The organism is uncultured Friedmanniella sp. (assembly GCF_964244005.1).
Classification (GTDB): domain Bacteria; phylum Actinomycetota; class Actinomycetes; order Propionibacteriales; family Propionibacteriaceae; genus Microlunatus.
This window is the reverse complement of the sequence record NZ_CAXTHG010000039.1, coordinates 1-19,597: the sequence shown is the minus strand read 5'-3', so window position 1 is coordinate 19,597 and position 19,597 is coordinate 1. Positions and strand designations below refer to the sequence as shown.

General features: G+C 70.3%; 5 protein-coding genes and 1 pseudogene. 4 read left to right on the top strand and 2 right to left on the bottom strand.

What is annotated here, in order from left to right; genetic code table 11:
- Positions 1–99 precede the first annotated feature (99 nt).
- From ACFE76_RS18660 to ACFE76_RS18645, 4 genes are all read left to right on the top strand, one after another.
- Positions 100–1,077: an amidohydrolase family protein gene (locus ACFE76_RS18660; RefSeq protein WP_375433286.1), complete on the top strand. Its 978-nt coding sequence runs from the start codon at positions 100–102 to the stop codon at positions 1,075–1,077.
- Between the two features lie 79 nt (positions 1,078–1,156).
- Entirely contained in the window at positions 1,157–2,038 is an 882-nt protein-coding gene (locus tag ACFE76_RS18655) for a dioxygenase (RefSeq protein WP_375433285.1), read from the top strand.
- Entirely contained in the window at positions 2,038–3,210 is a 1,173-nt protein-coding gene (locus ACFE76_RS18650; RefSeq protein ID WP_375433284.1) for a maleylacetate reductase, read from the top strand. Before ACFE76_RS18655 ends, ACFE76_RS18650 begins: the two co-directional genes overlap by 1 nt.
- Before the next feature lie 802 nt (positions 3,211–4,012).
- The gene (locus ACFE76_RS18645; RefSeq protein WP_375433283.1) at positions 4,013–18,250 is read left to right on the top strand and encodes a fibronectin type III domain-containing protein; all 14,238 of its coding nucleotides are present in this window, start codon (positions 4,013–4,015) and stop codon (positions 18,248–18,250) included.
- Here ACFE76_RS18645 and ACFE76_RS18640 read toward each other — a convergent pair.
- A complete protein-coding gene (locus ACFE76_RS18640; RefSeq protein WP_375433282.1) occupies positions 18,211–18,708 on the bottom strand; it encodes a hypothetical protein in 498 nt (165 codons plus the stop codon). The genes ACFE76_RS18645 and ACFE76_RS18640 overlap by 40 nt on opposite strands.
- A 138-nt stretch (positions 18,709–18,846) precedes the next feature.
- A pseudogene (locus ACFE76_RS18635) lies at positions 18,847–19,542 on the bottom strand (IS630 family transposase); the annotation flags it as partial.
- Between the last annotated feature and the right edge of the window lie 55 nt (positions 19,543–19,597).

Here is a 19,597-nt window from a genome sequence, read left to right as displayed (position 1 = left end):
CTTGACGATCCAGACGCTACGATTCATCATGAGTAAAGTCAATACGGATTAGTGAACAAGCGACTCGTTCATCAACTGGCCGAACCCCGAAGGGGAGACATGCGCAAGATCGCACTCGAGGAGCACTTCGTGACGGCGGACCTCGCCGGGTACGGGTCCAGCACGTCCTCGATCGCCCAGCCCCACGTCTGGGCCGACGCGTCCCGCCGGCTGCTCGACTTCACCGCCGAGCGACTGCCGGAGATGGACGCGGCCGGCCTCGACATCCAGGTGCTCTCCCTGAACTCCCCGGGCATCCAGGCCGAGCCGAACGCCGCGGTGGCGGTCCGGGCCGCAGCAGAGGTCAACGACCTGCTGAGCGGCGTCATCGCCGAGCATCCTGAGCGGTTCAGCGGGTTCGCGGCCCTGCCGTTGCAGGATCCGGCTGCGGCCGCGGACGAGCTGGAGCGGGCGGTCACCCAGCTCGGGCTGCGCGGCGGGCTGGTGAACGCCCACACCCACGGCCGCTACCTCGACGATCCCGCCTACCACGTGGTCTGGGAACGGGCCGAAGGGCTCGGGGTGCCGCTCTACCTGCACCCGGCCAACGGTGTCGACGTCGCGCACGTGCTCTCCGGGCACCCCGAGCTGATCGGTCCGATGTGGAGCTGGGGGATCGACACGGCCACCCACGCGCTCCGGCTGATCTTCGGCGGCGTGTTCGACCGGTTCCCGGCAGCCAAGCTGCTGCTGGGCCACATGGGGGAAGGTCTGCCGTTCGTGCTCTGGCGGCTCGACTCGCGCTGGGACTTCCACAACCACCACGGCATCGTGCTCGACCGGGAACGGCCGTCGGAGTACCTGAAGGAAAACCTCTACGTCGTCACGAGCGGGGTCGCCTCCGCCCCACCCCTGCTCACCGCCGTCCTCGCTCTCGGCGTCGACCACGTCCTGTTCGGCACCGACTACCCCTTCGAGTCGATCGGCGTCGCGTGCCGGTTCCTGGAGGAAGCCCCGATCAGCGACGAGGACCGTGAGCAGATCGCCTTCCGCAACGCCGAGCGGCTCCTCGGGCTCGGCGTCCCCGCGCCGGTGTGACGTCGGGCGTCGCCGCTGGCCTGGTTCTGGACGCCTCGTCCTCGAACGCTGACCCCATCACCTGACCGGGAGGTCGACCGTGAACCTGACCACCGACTTCGACTCGACCACGCTGACCGCCGCGGTCCTGGAGAGCTTCGCCCACACGCCTGCCCCGCGCCTCCGGCAGGTCTTCTCGAGCCTGACCCAGCACCTGCACGACTTCGTCCGGGACGTGGCGCCCACCGTCGAGGAGTGGGGCGCAGTGATCGACTACCTGACCGCCACCGGACAGATGTGTGACGCGACGCGGCAGGAGTTCATCCTGCTGTCCGACGTGCTCGGCGTCTCGATGCTCGTGGAGACCCTGAACCACGCCGAGACCCCCGACGCGACCGACGCGACCGTGCTCGGCCCGTTCCACGTCGTCGCCTCACCGGTCCGCGCGCCGGGCGACGACGTGTCGCCGGCCAGCGATGGCCCGCGTTGCCTGGTGACCGGTCACGTCCGTGACCCCGCAGGCCGGGCTGTGGTGCTCGCCACCGTCGACGTGTGGCAGGCCGACACCCACGGTTTCTACGACGTGCAGCAGCCCGGACACCAGCCGCTCGGCAACGGCCGTGGGCTGTTCCGCACCGACGAGGACGGCGCGTTCTGCTTCGTGAGCGTCGTGCCCAGCTACTACCCCATCCCGACCGACGGGCCGGTCGGAGCCCTGCTGGGCGCCGCCGGCCGGCACCCCAACCGTCCGGCCCACATCCACTTCGTCGTCACCGCGGAGGGCTATCAGGACCTGACGACCCACATCTTCGTCGCGGGTAGCCCCTACCTCGACTCCGACGCCGTCTTCGCGGTCAGGCAGAGCCTGATCACCACCTTCATCCAGGACCCGGACCCCGACGTGGCCGCCGAGCTCGGGCTGCCCTCCCCGTTCGCGCACGCCGACATCGACCTGGTCCTGCAGCCCTCAGCGGACCGCTGATGAGCAGCCGCACGCCGACGACGCAGGCCGGTCACTTCGTCTACGAGAGCGCCGAGCAGCGCGTCGTCTTCGCCTCGGGCCTCGGCCGCGAGACCGTCACCGACGAGGTCGAACGCCGCGGGGCACGGCGGATCCTGCTCGTCGCGGCGGCATCGGAGGCCGCGATGGCCGAGGAGCTGACCCACGACGTCGGCGTGGCCGGCCGGTTCACCGACGTCCGGCAGCACGTCCCGGCCGGCTGCGCGGAGGCAGCGACCCGGGCGGCCCGTACGGCCGACGCCGACCTGCTGCTCAGCGTCGGCGGTGGCTCGACCACCGGCACCGCGAAAGCTGTCGCCCGGGCGACCGGGCTGCCGATCCTCGCCGTACCCACCACCTACGCCGGATCGGAGGCGACGCCGGTCTGGGGGCTCACCGTCGACGGCCGCAAGACCACCGGGACTGACCGGTCGGTGCTGCCCAGGGTCGTCATCTACGACGCGGTACTGACTCGTTCCCTTCCCGTCGCGCTCTCGGTCAGCTCAGGACTGAACGCGCTGGCCCACGGCGTCGACGCGTGGTGGGCCCCCCGGCAGAACCCGATCAGCTCGGCGCTGGCCACCGAGGCCGTCCGCACGCTCGCCACCGGCCTGGTCGGGGTGGTCGCAGATCCGCAGGACGTGGGAGCGCGCGAGGACCTGCTCTACGCCACCTACCTCAGCGGCGTGGCCTTCGCCGCGGCCGGCTCCGGTCTGCACCACAAGATCTGCCACGTCCTCGGTGGCGCCTGGGACCTCAACCACGCCGACACCCACGCCATCATCCTGCCGCACGTCGCCGGGCTGAACCTGCCGGCGGTTCCGGACGCGCAGCGTCGACTGCTCACCGCCCTCACCGACGGCGGCGCCTCCGGGGGACCGGGGACCGCCGGCGACCCGCTCGGCGCGCTGGTCGCGCTCTACACCCGGCTGGATGCCCCCCGCGCTCTGCGCGACCTCGGACTGCACGAGCGCGACCTGGACCGGGCGAGCGCACTGATCCTCGAACAGGTACCCCCGGGCAACCCCCGCCCGGTCACCCGCGCGGTCTTGCGGGGGATGCTGCAGCGGGCGTGGGCCGGCGAGCCGGCCCAGCTGGTTCCCTTGACCAGTGAGGCGCCGATAGGGTCCGCGACCGGTCCTGCCTCAAGATGAGCTGCGCCCCGGTGGGCCGCTCGGGCCTGCTCGAGCGCGTCGAGGTCGACGCGGGCAGCGCTTCACGAAGGCGGTGGAGGAATGGCGAACACGACGGCGTGGGTAGGGCGGAACGCTGACCGCGTGAGTCTCGACGACCGGCGGCTTCCTCACCCGTCCGGCACCGCATCCCGAGGGCGTGCCCTGCCGACGCAGGCTCCCCGGCACAGCTCACCGACACCGGACGCGACCAGCTGCACGCGGCCGGCCTGCCGTGACTTCGCGCCTGGGGAACGCGAATTTTGACGCTTTCCTAACGGGGTTTTGCTACTGCTATATAGTCAAAGGCAGCGGGGGCTGTGGAAAGATCCAACCGCTCACGAGGGGCCCCTGTCATGATCCCGGACAGCCGTAGCCCTTGGTCTGCCTTCCTTCCGTTCACCGCGCAGGCCCAGTGTTCCCGGGCCCAGTATGCTCAGGCCCGGTACTCCCAGCTGGCTCGCCCCGACACCCACGGTGACCGGGCCGGCGTCCGCTACGTCGAGACATCCGCGTCCGACGCACGGTGGCGAGCATGGCGCGGCCCCTTCGGGTTCTGCCTGAGCGTTCCGACGCCGGCGCGACCCTTCCCGGCGCCCTCGTCGCCGTCGCCGAGGCGGGACCGATCGGATCCGCGGCGATCGTCTGGGCCACTGCGGCCGAGCCGGACGCCAGCAACGCCTCTGGGCGTGGCACCGCTGCCCCAGTGCCCCCTCGCTGTGATGGCGTGAGACGGCACGTATCGGCATCCTCTCTGGTAGCTCCTCCTTGGCGGCGCCGGACGGTGCTGCTCGTCGTGCTGAGCCTCGTCCTCGGGGTGGTCGGGACGACCGGGATCACGACCGGTGGGGCCCCGCAGGCCCAGGCGGCCGCTCCCGGTCTCGTCGGCCGCTGGACCTTGGACAACGGGAGCGGCACCGCCGCGACCGACTCGGTCGGGGGCAGGACCGCCACCCTGAACAGCGGCGCCGGCTGGGGCACCGGGGTCCAGGGGACCTCGGCCCTCACCACCAACGGCACGACCGGCGCGGCCGTCACCAGCAGCGCGGTGCTCAACACCAGCACCAGCTTCACCGTGTCCGCCTACGTCAAGGTCAACGCCCTGAATGGCGCCAACCAGACCGTGGTCAGTCAGGACGGGAACGCGATCAGCGGCTTCCTCCTCCAGCTGCGCGGCGACACCCTCGGCGTCAGCAAGCTGGCGACGGACTCGTCCTCGGCGACGACCGCGGTCGCGGTCGCGAGCACCAAGGCGGTGGTCGGGCAGTGGTACCACATCGCCACCGTCTACGACTCGACCGCCAACACGCTGGCCTTCTACCTGAACGGTCGGCTCCAGCAGACCGTGACGTCGAACTCCCGGTGGAACGCCACCGGAAACTTTGCTATCGGTCGTGCGAAGTACAACGGGGTCAACACCGACTGGTTGAACGGGACCACCGACGACGTCCGCGCCTACAGCCAGGCCTTGGGCTCTGACGACATCTCCCACCTCAGCGAGGCCGCGCACTGGAACCTCGACGAGGGTACGGGTACCACGGCCGCCGACGACTCGCTCAACCAGTTCGCCGGCACCCTGACCAACGGCCCGACGTGGGGGCCGGGAGTGATCGGCCCCTCCAGCGTCGACTTCGACGGCAGCAACGACGACATCGAGGCGAACGGCTCCGTCATCGACACCAGCAAGAGCTTCTCCGTCTCCGCCTGGGCGCGGACGAACCAGCTCACGTCGGCCCGGATCGTCGCCAGCGTCGACGCCAGCAACTACAGCGGCTTCACGCTGTCCCAGACCAACACCGGCCGGTGGGTCTTCAGCCGGGCCTCGAGCAACGTCACGTCGCCCACGGTCACCGCATCCGTGGGCCCGGTGGCCACCGTCGGCACCTGGTACCACCTGACCGGGGTCTACGACAGCGTGGCGGGCACGTTGACCCTGTACGTCGACGGGACCAAGCAGACCTCGGCGTCCTACACGTCCGGGTGGAAAGCGACCGGTAACTTCATCATCGGGCGGAGCAGGGCCGCCGGCGCGCCGGTCGGTTACTTCGACGGTTCGATCGATGAGGTGCGGGTCTTCCCCTACGTCGTCGACGACGCCACGGCGACCGCCTTGGCCGCCCCGCCGGCCCCGCCGGTGCCGGCCACGCCGACCGCCACCATCACCGGTACGACCATCAACCTCAGCTGGGTCGCTCCCGCACCTGTCTCGGGCAGCCCCACGACGGGATACCTGGTCACGCCCTACATCAACGGGACTGCCGGTAGCGCGCTGAGCTTCGGCACGAGCACCAGCCAGAGCTTCGGCGGGGCCGCCGCCAACACCTCCTACCGCTACACCGTGGCGGCCATCAACGCGAACGGCACCTCGGCGCCCAGCGGCCAGTCGGCGGCGGTGTCCTACACCGTGCCGAACGCCCCGGTCATCACCGACGCCACCGCCTCCGGCAGCCGGACGGCCAACCTGACCTGGAACGCCCCGGGCAGCAACGGCGGCAGCGCGATCACCGGCTACCGGGTCACGCCCTACCTCGGCTCCACGGCCCAGGCCACGCAGACCTTCGGAGCCGGCAGCGCGGGCACGGCCCAGTCCGTCACCGGGCTGACCCCGGCCGCGACGTACACCTTCAAGGTGGCGGCCCAGAACGCCGCGGGCTACGGCACCGACTCCGCCGCATCGTCCCCGGTCACCCTGGCCGCGGCCGCCCCGGGGACGATGGCGGCCCCCACGGCGTCCGCCCGGGCGACCAGCGCGTCGGTGTCCTGGGTGCCACCGGCAGCCAACGGCAGTGCGATCACCGGCTACGTCGTGACGCCCTACATCGGCACCACCGCCCAGCCGGCGCAGACCTTCACCAGCACCGCCACCACCCAGCAGGTGACCGGCCTCACCGCCGGCACGGCCTACACCTTCACGGTGTCGGCGGTCAATGCGGTCGGGACCGGCACCGCCAGCGCCAAGTCCGCGGCGGTCACCCCGTTCAACGTCCCGGGGCCACCTGCGGTGACCGCCGTCAGCGCGGCGATCCAGGGGGCCAGCCTGACCTGGACCGCGCCGGTCAGCGACGGCGGCAGTGCGATCACCGGCTACCGGGTCACCCCGTCGGTCAACGGGGTGGCGCAGACCCCGGTCACGTTCGGCGCGGGCGCAGCGGGTGCAGCCCAGACCGTCACCGGGCTGACGGCGGGCAAGAGCTACACCTTCACCGTCGCCGCCCAGAACGTCGGTGGCTACGGAGCCGAGTCGGCAGCCTCGGCGGCGGTGACCCCCACCGCTCAGGCGCCCACGTCCGCACCGCCCCAGTCCACCCAGGGGGGTGCCTACAGCTTCCAGTTCACGATCACCGGCTTCACGGCGCCGTACGCGTACACCGTCAGCGACGGGACCCTGCCGCCCGGTCTGACGCTCTCAGCGAACGGACTGCTCAGTGGCACCCCGACCGCGGCGGGCACCTACGTCTGGACCGTCCGGATCGCCGACGCCAGCAACAGCCTCAGCCGAACGGTCACCCAGGTGGTGGCGGCCCCGCCCACGGTGACCTTCAACCCGGCCGGCGGGGTCGTCGGGGCGGCCTACAGCTCCCAGCCGACGGTCGCGGACGGCACCGGTCCCTTCACCTGGACCGTGCCCACCGGCAGCCTGCCGGCCGGCCTGGGCATGAACACCACGACGGGTCTGATCAGTGGCACGCCGACGGTGGCGGGCAGCTTCAGCGTGACGGTCCAGGCTGCTGACTCCTACAACGTCAGCGGTACCCGAGCCGTCACGATCGTGGTCACCGACCGGCCGTCCACGCCGACCGCTCCGACGGCCACGGCCGGGATCGGCGCTGCGACCGTCGCGTGGGTGGCGCCGGCGAGCAACGGCAGCGCCCTCACCGGTTACGTGGTCACGCCCTACCTGAACGGCGCGGCCCAGCCGGCCGTCAGCTACGCCAGCACCGCGACAACGCAGACCCTCACCGGCTTGACGGTCGGCGGTACCTACACCTTCACCGTGGCCGCGGTCAACGCGCTCGGTACGAGCCCCGAGAGCGCCCAGTCGACCGCAGTGACCCCGTACGGGGTGCCCGGACGCGTGACGCCGGCCCCGACCGCCACCGCCAACACCCTGTCGGCCACGCTGTCCTGGACCGCCCCCGCCGGAAACGGCAGCCCGATCACCGGCTACGTGGTCACGCCCTACATCGGGACCACCGCGCAGGCCGTCCAGTCGTTCAGCGGTACTGCCACCACCCGGACCGTCACCGGACTGACCGCCGGCACCGCGTACACGTTCACGGTGGCGGCGCAGAACGCTGCCGGGACCGGACCCGAGTCGGCGGCCTCGACGGAGGCCACGCCGAACGCAGTGCCGGCCCTGACCTTCCCGCCCCCGCCGGCGGCCGCGGTGGGTGTGGCCTACAGCCAGCAGCTCCCGGTCGAGGGCGGCACGTCCCCGTTCGTCTGGACGTTGGTCAACGGGAACCCGCCGCCCGGGATCACCCTCAGCTCGGCAGGGGTGTTGAGCGGCACCGCGACCGCGATCGGCACGGTCACCTTCGAGGTCAAGGTGACCGACGCGAGCGGGCGCACGGCCGGCCGGTGGACCAGTCAGGCCGCCATCGACAAGCCGGCGGCGCCGGCAAGCCCGACCGCGACCGCCGGACTCACCAGTGCCGTGCTCAGCTGGGTCGCGCCGGCCGCCAACAACAGCGTGATCACGGGCTACGTCATCACCCCCTTCCTGGCCGGGGTGGCGCAGCCGGTCATCAACGTCGACCCCTCGGCCAAGACCCGGACGCTCAACGGGTTGACCGCAGGCGGCTCGTACACCTTCAAGATCGCCGCCGTGAACGCCGCGGGGACCTCGACCCTGAGCGGTTCGTCGAACACCGTGACCCCGTTCGCGGCGCTGAACGCGCCGACGATCACCTCGGTCACCGCCGCCAGCTCGTCGGCCCGGCTGAGCTGGACCGCACCGTCGAGCAACGGCGGCAGCGCGATCACCGGCTACGTGGTCACGCCCTACATCGGCGGGACGGCCCAGACCCCGCAGACGTTCGCCAGCACGGCCACCACCCAGACCGTGACGGGCCTGACCCCGGGGACCGCCTACACGTTCAGGGTCGCGGCCACGAACCTGTCCGGCACGAACGTCCTCTACCGGGTCCACGCGGGCGGCGTCCAGGTGGCGGCCAACGACGGTGGGCCGGACTGGGCCGCGGACAACACGGTGACCAACCCGCTGCGCACCACCGGCAGCAACGCGGTCGGCTATCCCCCGGGCGTCGTCGCCGACGACACGGTGCCGGCGTCCACCCCCAACGCCGTCTTCGACTCCGAGCGCTTCGACGAGATGGCGTGGGCCTTCCCGGTCGCGACCGGTGCCAAGGTCAAGGCGCGGCTCTACTTCGTCAACCACTTTGCCGGCACCGACTCCCCGGGCAGCCGTGTCTTCGACGTCACGCTGGAGGGCAGCACGGTGCTGCCGGACTTCGACGTCATCCCCGCCGCAGGGGGGACCATGCGCGGCACCATGCGCGAGTTCGCCGTCACCAGCGACGGCACCGTGGACATCGGCTTCATCCGCAAGGTGCAGGCCCCCATGGTGACCGCTCTCGAGATCATCCAGACCGGCCTGGCCACGACCGGTCCGCCCTCGACCTCCTCTGCTGCGGTCACCCCGAACGCCTCACCCACGCTGAGCTTCCCCGCTCCGCCCTCCGGCGAGGTCGGCGTGGCCTACAGCCGCCAGCTCACCGTCACGGACGGGACCGCGCCCTTCGTCTGGTCGGTCAGCGCCGGCACGCTGCCCGCAGGTCTCACCCTCAGCTCGACCGGACTGCTCAGCGGCACCCCCACCGTCGCCGGGACCTCCACCTTCACCGTCCAGGTCACCGACAGCAGCGGGTCGACGGCTACCCGCGCGGTCAGCCTGGTGGTCGAGGCCGCCCTGGCCCAGACCTTGAGCCCGGTGGCCGGTGAGGTCGGGGTGGCCTACAGCTACCAACCGGTACGGACCGGCGGTGTCGCGCCCTACACGTGGGCCGTGTCGGCCGGGACCCTGCCGGCCGGGCTGAGTCTCAACCCGAGCACCGGGCTGATCAGCGGGACGCCCACCACCCCGGGCACCTCCACGGTCACGGTGGCGGTGACCGACAGCCTCGCGCAGGTCGTCAACAAGACCGCGTCGGTCGTCATCGCCGCCGCGCCGACCCTGACCTCCTCACCGCCCGCCGGCCAGTCAGGTGAGCCGTACACCTACACCTTCGTGGCCACGGGGGGAACAGGACCGTTCACCTACTCGGTCGTGACCGGGGCGCTCCCCAACGGCTTCACCCTGACCTCGGCCGGGGTGCTGTCCGGCTCGACCTCGGTCGTGGCCAACACCTCGTTCACCGTCCAGGTCGTCGACGCGTTCGGCCTGGTCGCGACCCGGGCCGTGACCCTGGTCATCGGCCCGGCGCCGGTCTCGGTGGTCAAGACGGCCGACGTGGCCACGACCACCCCCGGCAGCGTGGTCCGCTACACGATCACGGTGACGAACAGCTCCAGCACCCGGACCTATGCCGGGGCGCAGATCACCGACCCCCTCACCGACGTCACGGACGACGCCGACTTCAACGACGACGCCGCCGCGACCGTGGGGACGGTGACGGCCGGCGCGTCCGGTCTGCAGTGGAACCTCGACATCGCGCCGAGCTCGAGCGCGACGCTGACCTACACGGTGACGGTCGCCAACCCGGGCACCGGCGACAAGGTCCTGAAGGGCACCGTGTCGACGGCGAACCTGAGCACCAACTGCAACCCGGGCACCCCGACCAGCGCCTGCACGTCGACCGTCAACATCTCGTCCCTGACCATCGTCAAGTCGGCCGACGTGGCCACCACCACCCCCGGCAGCACGGTCCGCTTCACGATCGTCGCCACGAACTCCGGCAAGACGGCCTACACCGGTGCCAGCCTCTCCGACAGCCTCGCCGCCGTCCTGGACGATGCGACCTTCAACCAGAACGCGACCACCACCGTGGGCAGCCTCACGTACGTGAGCCCCACGTTGTCCTGGACCGGCAATCTGGCGGTCGGCGCCAGCACGACGATCAGCTACACCGTGACGGTGAAGAACCCCGACCCCGGCAACAAGGTCCTCACCGGCGGGGTGGTGTCGACGACCCCCGGAAACACCTGTCCCAGCGCAAACCCGGCCGCGTCCTGCCGGGCCAGGGTCACCGTGCTGGTCCCCGCCCTGACGATCACCAACACCGCCGCCGTGACCACCACGACCCCCGGGGCCGTCGTGCCCCACACGCTGACCCTGACCAACACCGGCGAGACCCCCTACACCTCGGTCACGGTGAACGACGCCCTGGCCGGGGCCCTCGACGACGCCACCTACGCCGGCGACGCGACCACCAGCGACGGGTCGCTCAGCTATGACACCGGGTCCCAGACCCTGGTCTGGACCGGCGACCTCGCCATCGGCGCGTCGGTGACGATCACGGTGCCCCTCACGGTCCGCGATCCCGACCCGGGGAACAAGATCCTGACCAGCGTGGCGTCCTCGGACGCAGCGGGTTCCAGCTGCCCGTCCGGCAGCATGAACACGGCCTGCACCGCCGTGGTGCAGGTGCTCGTGCCGGCCCTGACGATCACCACGTCCAGCAACGTCGGCTCGACCACCCCGGGATCGGTCGTGGCCTACACCGTGCTGGTGACCAACACCGGCCAGACCCCGTACGCCGGTGCGACCTTCACCGACAGCCTGACCGGGGTGCTCGACGACGCCAGCTACACCAACGACGGCGCGGCCACCGTCGGTTCGCTCAGCTACTCCGCCCCCGACCTGACCTGGACCGGGGACCTCGCCGTCGGGGCCAGCGCCACCATCACCTACACGGTGACGGTCGACAACCCGGACACGGGCGACCGGTCCTTGTCCAGCGTTGTGGCCTCGACCACCCAGGGCAACAACTGCGTCGCCGGGAGCGTCGACCCTCGCTGCACCAGCGTGATCCCCGTCCTCCTGCCCGCCCTGAGTCTGACCATCACCCCCGACGTAGCCACGGCGACCCCTGGCGGGGTCGTCCGGTACACCGTCAGCGCGACCAACGCCGGGCAGACCACCTACACCGGGGCGGTCCTGAGGTTGAACTTCACCGGTCTCTACGACGACGCGAGCTACAACAAGGACGCGAGTGTCACGCGCGGCAGCTTCCAGCCGGCTTTGGACGGATCCGTGGCCTGGACCCTCGATCTCGCGCCGGGCGACAACGCGACAGCCCGGGCGAGCTTCACCGTGAAGTCTCCGGCCACCGGCGACAAGTCGATGATCGCGACGATGGCGTCGGACGCGCCGGGCAGCAATTGTGCCGCCGGCTCGACGCAGCCCGGGTGCCAGGCGACGACCACCGTGCAGGTCCCCGGGCTGACCATCACCAAGACCGCCGACGTCTCGACGGTCCTCCCCGGCGGCAGGGTGTCCTACACGGTGGTGGTCACGAACACCGGCGAGAGCGCCTACGCCGCGGCCCGCTTCGACGATCCGCTGGCCGACGTGCTCGCCGACGCGACCTACGACGGCGGGGTGACCTGGAGCAGCGGCACCCTGACCTTCGTCTCGTCGACCCTGTCCTGGACCGGGGCGCTGGCCCCGGGTGCGTCGGCCACCATCGCCTACTCGCTCGTGGTGCGCGACCCCGACCCCGGGGACAAGCGGCTGACCAACACGGTGGTGTCGAGCTCCGAGGGCTCCAACTGCCCCACCGGCGGCACCGACACCCGCTGCACCGCGGACGTCATCGTCCAGGTGCCGCAGCTGACCATCGTCAAGACCGCGTCCACCCCCACCACCGCCCCGGGCGCCCAGGTCGCCTACACGGTCAAGGTCACCAACTCCGGGGACACCAGCTACCCGGCGGCCAACGTCGCCGACCCGCTCGCCGGCGTGCTGGACGACGCCACCTACAACGGCGACGTCCTCGCCTCTGCGGGCTCGGCCAGCGTGACCGCTGACGTCCTCGGCTGGTCCGGCAGCCTGGCGGTAGGCGCGACCGCGACCATCACCTACTCCGTGACCGTGAACGCCACCGCCGGAGACAACGTGCTGACGAACACCGTGACGTCCACCAGCCGTGGCAACAACTGCCCGACCAGCGGCACCGACACCCGTTGTACGACTTCGGTCCCGGTGGCCCGGCTGCTCCTGGTCCGCAGCCCGGCCCAGGCGACGACCACGCCGGGCTCGGTGGTGTACAACCCGGTCACCTTCACCAACGTCGGGAAGGTGCCCTACATCGGGATCTCGGTCATCATCCCGCGGCTCGACACCGCCGACGACGTGTTCTCCACCGGTCCCGACCTCCCCTCCTCCGGGACCCTGAGCAGCACGACGGAGGAGACCGTGTGGATTGGCGACATCCCGGTCGGCGGCGTCGTCACCATCGCCTTCACCCGTACGGTCAAGAATCCCGACACCGGGAACAAGATCATCGCCTCGACCATGGTCTCCTCGGCGGCCGGCAACAACTGCCCGGCCGGCGGCACCGACCCGCGCTGCTCCATGTCGATCCCCGTCCTGGTTCCTGCCCTCACGGTCACCAAGGCCGCCAGCACCACCCAGGTCGAGCCGGGCGCCTCCGTCGGCTACACGATCACGGTGCGCAACACCGGTCAGACGGCCTACAGCTCCGCCGTGGTGAAGGACGCGATGGTCGGTGCTCTGGACGACGCCACGTACGCCGGCAACGCGGTCGCGACCAGCGGCACCCTCTCCTACGTCGCGCCGAACCTGTTCTGGACCGGGGACCTGGCGGTCGGGGCGACGGCCACCATCACCTACTCGATGACCGCACTGACGTTCTCGGCCGGCGACAAGGACCTGCGCAACACCGTCAGCTCGACCGAGGCGGGCAGCAGCTGCCCGCCCGCGAGCAGTGCGGCAGCGTGCGTGTCCAGCGTGGACCTGCTGACCCCGGCCCTGACCCTGACGACATCGGCTGACCTGACGAACGCGACCCTGGGCGCCACCGTGACCTACACGGTGCTGGTCACGAACACGGGCCAGACCAGCTATCCGTCGGCGTCGTTCTCCAGCTCCCTGACCGGGGTGCTCGACGACGCCACCTACAACGGGGACGCCACGGCCAGCGGCGGGACGGCGGACTACTCCGGCGGGGTGCTGACCTGGACCGGGGGCCTCAGCCCGGGGGACTCGGTGACCATCACCTACACGGTGACGGTGAACAGCCCGTCCTCGGGAGACCGAAGCATGATCAGCACCGTCGTGTCCTCGGCCGCCGGCAGCAACTGCGCGCTGGGCAGCGTGGACACCGGGTGCACGGTCGCGGTGAACGTCACCAACGCGGTCTCCTTGACCTTCACCAAGACCGCCTCGGCCGCTACCGCCGCAGCGGGTGGGGTGGTGACCTACACCGTCAAGGTGCTGAACTCCAGCGCCGCCGCGGTCGACGGCGTCGACTTCACCGATGACCTCACCGACGTGCTCGACGACGCCTCCTTCAACGGGGATGCCGCGGCCAGCACAGGAACCGTGACCTTCACCACCCCCAGCCTCACGTGGACCGGCACGGTGCCTGCGGGGGGGACCGTCACCGTGACCTACTCGGTCACCGCACGCAGCGTCAAGTCAGGAAACGACCTGCTGATCTCGGTGCTCTCGTCCCCCTCGGTGCCCGAGAGCAACAACTGCGTGGCCGGCAGCGTCGACACCCGGTGCACCTCCACGGTCCCGGTGGCCCGGCTGGACCTGCGCCAGTACGCCGACGAGACCACGACCACCCCTGGCTCGGTGGTGCACCTGACCCAGACCTACACCAACACCGGGCAGAGCCCCTACTTCGGCATCAGCGTCTCGAGTCCGCGCGCCGACACCAGCGACGACACCGTGCCGACGGGCGACCAGGTCGCGTCGTCGGGCACGGTCGTCCGCACCCCCACCGAGCTGAGGTGGACCGGCGACATCCCGGTGGGGGGGACCGTCACGATCACCCGAACCCTGATCGTGAAGGACCCGGATCCGGGGAACCAGGTCATCCGGGCCACGCTCACCTCCACGGCCCGGGGCAGCAACTGCCCGAGCGGCACCGCAGATCCGCGCTGCAGCTTCTCGATCACCGTGCTCACGCCAGGCCTGACCATCAGCACGACCGCCGACGCGGCCACCGTCGTACCGAGCGCCACCGTGGGCTACACCATCACGGTGACCAACACAGGACAGACCCACTACACCGCCGCCACGGTCACCGACACGCTGTCGGGGGTGCTGGACGACGCCACCTACGACGGCACCGCGACGGCGTCCACGGGGACGGTCTCCTACACGGCCCCCGAGCTGAGGTGGACCGGCGACCTGGCCGTCGGTGACACGGCCACCATCACCTTCTCGGTGACGGCTCACCGGCCCGCCGACGGCGACAAGACCATGTCCACCCGGGTGAGCTCGACCGACCCGGGGTCCACCTGCCCGCCGGCCAGCTCGAACGCCGCCTGCGTGACCAGGGTCGAGGTGCGCACGCCGGCCCTGCTCACGGTGCTGATCGCCAGCCGGACGAGCGCCAAGCCGGGAGACGTGGTCACCTACACGGTCACCGCGACCAACACCGGTCAGACCGACTACGCCACCGCGACCTTCAACCTGGCCTTGACCGGGCTGCTGGACGACGCCTCCTACGACGGGAACGCCATCGCCAGCTCCGGTTCGGTGGTGCGGAACGGACAGTCGCTCGACTGGACCGGACCCCTGGCCATGGGCGAGTCCGCGACCATCACCTACGCGGTGACCGTGAGCAGTACCGTCACCGGTAACCACCGGCTCGAGCAGACCCTGACGTCCGTCGGTGACGGCAGCAACTGCCCCGCCGGCAGCACCGACCCGAGGTGCGCCTCCTCGGTGCCGATCGCCAGCCTGCTGATCGGGCTGTCGTCCGACCTGTCGGTCGCGAAGCCGACCGACGTGGTGCACTACACCAACACCTTCACCAACACGGGGCAGGTGCCTTACCAGGGCATCACCGTGACGACCAACGTGCTCGGGGCGGCCGACGACGCCAGCTACAACGGAGATGCGGCCGTCACCGCCGGCAGCGTGGCCATCATCCCGGGCGCCCGGCTCGTGTGGACCGGAGATCTGGCGGTCGGCGCCACGGTGACCTTGACCGCCTCCGTCTCGGTCAAGAACCCGGACCCGGGCGACAAGCTGATCAGCTCGACGATCATCAGCGACGCCCCCGGCAGCAACTGTCCCACCGGCGGTACCGACCCGGCCTGCCGTTCCGACATCCCCGTGCTGACCCCGAGCCTGGCGATCAGCAAGACCGCCGACCAGACCACGACCACGCCCGGCGGGATCGTCAGCTACACCATCACCGTGCACAACACGGGGCAGACCGCCTACGCCGGCGCGGTGGTCACCGACTTCCTGGGCGGCGTCACCCGGAACTCCGACGACGCGGACTACACGGGCGTGCCGACCGCCACCACCGGATCGGTGGCCTTCACCGATCCCGGGCTGCGCTGGACCGGTGACCTGGCTCTCAACCAGACCGTGCTGATCACCTACAGCGTGCTCGTCGACGACCCCGACCTGGGTGACAAGTCGATCGTGAACATCGTCAGCTCCGACGAGCTCGGCAGCACCTGCCCGAGCGGCAGCACCAGCCCGACCTGCACCGTGACCGTCGCCGTGTTGGTGCCGAAGCTCGACGTGGGCATCGTCGCGGACCGAACGACCACGACCCCGGGGGGCACCGTCGCGTACACCGTGACCGTCCGCAACACGGGCCAGACCCCGTACGCCGGGGCCAGCGTCAACGCGGCCCTGGCGGGCGTCCTGGACGACGCGAGCTACGCCGGGGGGGCGACGTCCACCGCCGGGGGAACCTTCGCCTTCGCGAACGGCTCGCTGACCTGGACCGGTGACCTCGCGGTCGGCGCGACCGCCGTCCTCGGCTACCGGGTCACCGTCGCCAGTCCCGACTCCGGCAACCGCCAGCTGACCACCGTCGTCACCTCACCGAACGCGGGAAGCACGTGCAGCACCGACACCGACTGTGTCAACACCGTCACGGTGCTCATCCCCGGCCTCGCGATCTCCACCACCGCCGACGTGGCGACGGCGACGCCTGGGGACCGGGTCACCTACACCGTGACCCTGGCCAACACCGGGCAGACGCCGTACGTCGACCTCACGGCGAACACCTCCCTGGCCGACGTCACCGATGACGCCGTGCTCGTCGGGATACCGGCCGCGACCCTCGGTGTCGCCTCCTACACGGCGCCCAACCTGCGTTGGACGGGCAGCCTGCCCGTCGGGGCCACGGCGGTGGTCACCTATGTGGTGCTCGTCCGCAGCCCGGACCCGGGCGACAAGCTGTTGAGGAACCTCGTCGTCGCCGATGTCCCCGGCAGCACGTGCCCCACGGTGGACGGAGCTCCCAGCTGCACCACGAGTGTCTCGGTGCTCGTGCCGGCACTGACGATCACCAAGTCCGCCAGCGCAGCGACCAGCACGCCCGGCGGCACGATCATCTACAGCATCAACGTGAGCAACACCGGTCAGACCGACTACGCCAGGGCCCTGGTGAGCGACTCGCTCTCCGGAGTCCTGCCGGACGCGACGTTCAACGCCGACGCCACGGCGACGGGTGGTGGCGCTCTGAGCTACGTGGCCCCGACCTTGACCTGGACGGGCGATCTGGTTGTCGGGGCCAGTGCCACCATCACCTACTCCGTCACCGTGCGAAGCCCCGATCCCGGCGACAAGTACATCACCAACGCCGTCACGTCGTCGGCGCCGGGAAGCAGCTGTCCGCCCGGTAACACCGAGGACGCCTGCACGACGGCGGTCACCGTGCTCGTGCCCAAGGTGGACTTCACCCAGACGGTCGACCGGTCGAGCGTGTCCGCCGGCGGAACGGTCAGCTACACCATCACCGCGACCAACTCCGGCGAGACCGCGTACCCCTCGGTCACGTTCAGCGACCCGCTGGCCGGCGTGCTGGACGACGCCGACTACGCCGCTGACGCCACCGCCAGCATCGGCACCGTGAGCGTGGTCGACGGCATCCTGGTGTGGACCGGGCCCCTGGACATCGGAAGCACCGCGACGATCACGTACTCCGTCCGGACCCGGTTCCCTGCGCTCGGGGACCGGATGCTGACCAACGCCGTCGTGTCCGGGTCGGAGGGCAGCAACTGCGTGACCGGCCTGGGAGCCGCGTGTCAGACCGCGGTCAGCGTCCTCGTTCCCGCCCTGACGATCAGCAAGACTGCTGACCGCAGCGAGGTCGTCGGCCGGGGGACGGTGAGCTACACGATCATCGCGACCAACACCGGCGAAGCGGACTACCCGGACGCGACCTTGACCGACTCCCTCGACGGGGTGCTGGACGACGCTGCATACAACGGGGACGTGACGGCCGGGCGGGGAACCGCGTCCTTCGCCGGCGACACCCTCACCTGGCACGGGGCTCTGGCTCAGGGCGACGAGGTCGTGATCAGCTACAGCGTCACGGTCGACACCGCCCCGACGGGGGACAGCGTGCTGCGCAACGCCGTGGTGTCCACCTCGGTCGGCAGCACCTGCCCGGACGGGGGCGCCAGCGTGACCTGCAGCACCTCGACCGTGGTCGACGCCGCCTTCATCGGACTGATCGGGCTCACGCCGTCCTTCACCCTGACCGGGTCGCCTGGATCCACGGTCACGGTGGACAACGCCGTCGTGCTGACGGTGGACACGAACAGCCTGGCCGGGTACGGCGTGACGGTCCAGGGCACCGGCGGCGCGCTGGAGCCACGGACGGCGGGCAACGCCGACGAGATCCCGCTGGACCAGCTGCGGGTGCGGGAGAGCGGTGACTCCGCGTTCACGCCACTCTCCGCGGAGAGCCCGTTCGTCGTGCACCGCCGAGACGTCGCCTCCGACCTCAGCGGTGACCAGGTCTCCAACGACTACCAGGTGAGCGTCCCCTTCGTCGCCTCGGACACCTACGAGACGCAACTGGAGTACATCGTCACCGCACAGTGAGCCTCAGTCGGGGCCGGTCTGGCTGGGTCGACCTCGTGCCTGGCCGGCGTCAAGAAAAAATCAGCGCTCCCGAAGGCTCGCCGGGTAACTTGGGCGCTGAGGTTGCCGATGACGGGGAAGTCGAGGAGCCGCTCGGCATAGGACTTGGCGTCGCCGGCGAGCTTGGCGGTCTGGGGTAGTCCGGCACCAACCATCGTGATAGGTAGAGCCCGCTGCACCGTCTTAGGCCAAGCGGAGATTATGGCCTCGAGCTGGGCCGAATTCATGAATTGGATCTCATCGAACAGCAGCACCACGGCGCGGCTTCGACCCTGCGCCGCCACGGCAACGGCAACGAGCAGATCAGTCAGGTCGTGCTGGAGGTCGCCGCGGTCAGCGAGCCCTGCCCAAGCGTCAACGTCGATCCCCGCGCTCAGTGCCCCTGCAGGGTCCACCGAGACCGAGAACGATTTCAGCACGGCCCCGGCCTTGTGCACACGGTCCGACCAGCGAGCCCTCGGCCAAACCAACAAGGCGGTTCTCACCAGGCGGCAATGTTCCGACGGAAGGCGTCGTCGCCGTGCTTGGTGACTTCAGCCTCGATGACCACCCAGTTGCTAGTGGCTCGCTAGCTTGGAACGTTTACGTTTGATTTTGTCGAGGACCTGGTCGGAAGTTTTGGTCCAGATGAAGGGGTGTTTGCGCAGGTGGCAGCCGTTGATGAAGTCGCGGATCTTGGTCATCAGGTCTCGCACGGACGGGAAGGCGCCGCGGCGGATGGCTTGGCGTTCGATGATCCCGAACCAGACCTCGACCAGGTTCAGCCAGGAGCCGGACGTGGGGGTGAAGTGGACGTGGATGCGGGGGTTCGCGGCGAGCCAGTCGCGGACCTCGACGCGTTTGTGGGTGGCGTAGTTGTCCATCACCAGGTGCAGCTCGACCCCGTCACCACGGTCGGGGTAGGCCCGGGCGAGGTGTTTGAGGAAGGCCAGGAACTCCTGGTGGCGGTGCCGGTCCTTGCAGAGCCCGGTCACCTTTCCGGTGGCGATCTCCAGCGCGGCGAACAAGGTGGTGGTGCCGTGCCGGACGTAGTCGTGGGTGCGTTGCTCGGCGTGGCCTGGCTGCATCGGCAGCACCTTCTGGGTCCGGTTCAGCGCCTGGATCTGGCTTTTCTCGTCCACTCAGAGCACGATCGCGTTCTCCGGCGGCGCCAGGTACAACCCGATCACGTCGGTGACCTTGGCTTCCAGCTCGGGGTCGGTAGAGAACTTGAAGGTGTCGGCCTTCCACGGCTTCACCCCGTAGTCGCGCCACGGAGCCTGTCAAGATGTCTGTGTGAGTGATCTCGGTCACAGGGGTTAGAGGTAG

Excerpts from the sequence above, each read along its gene's own strand:
- ACFE76_RS18660 (WP_375433286.1), top strand. The coding sequence starts at position 100 with ATGCGCAAGATCGCACTCGAGGAGCACTTCGTGACGGCGGACCTCGCC.
- ACFE76_RS18650 (WP_375433284.1), top strand. The coding sequence starts at position 2,038 with ATGAGCAGCCGCACGCCGACGACGCAGGCCGGTCACTTCGTCTACGAG.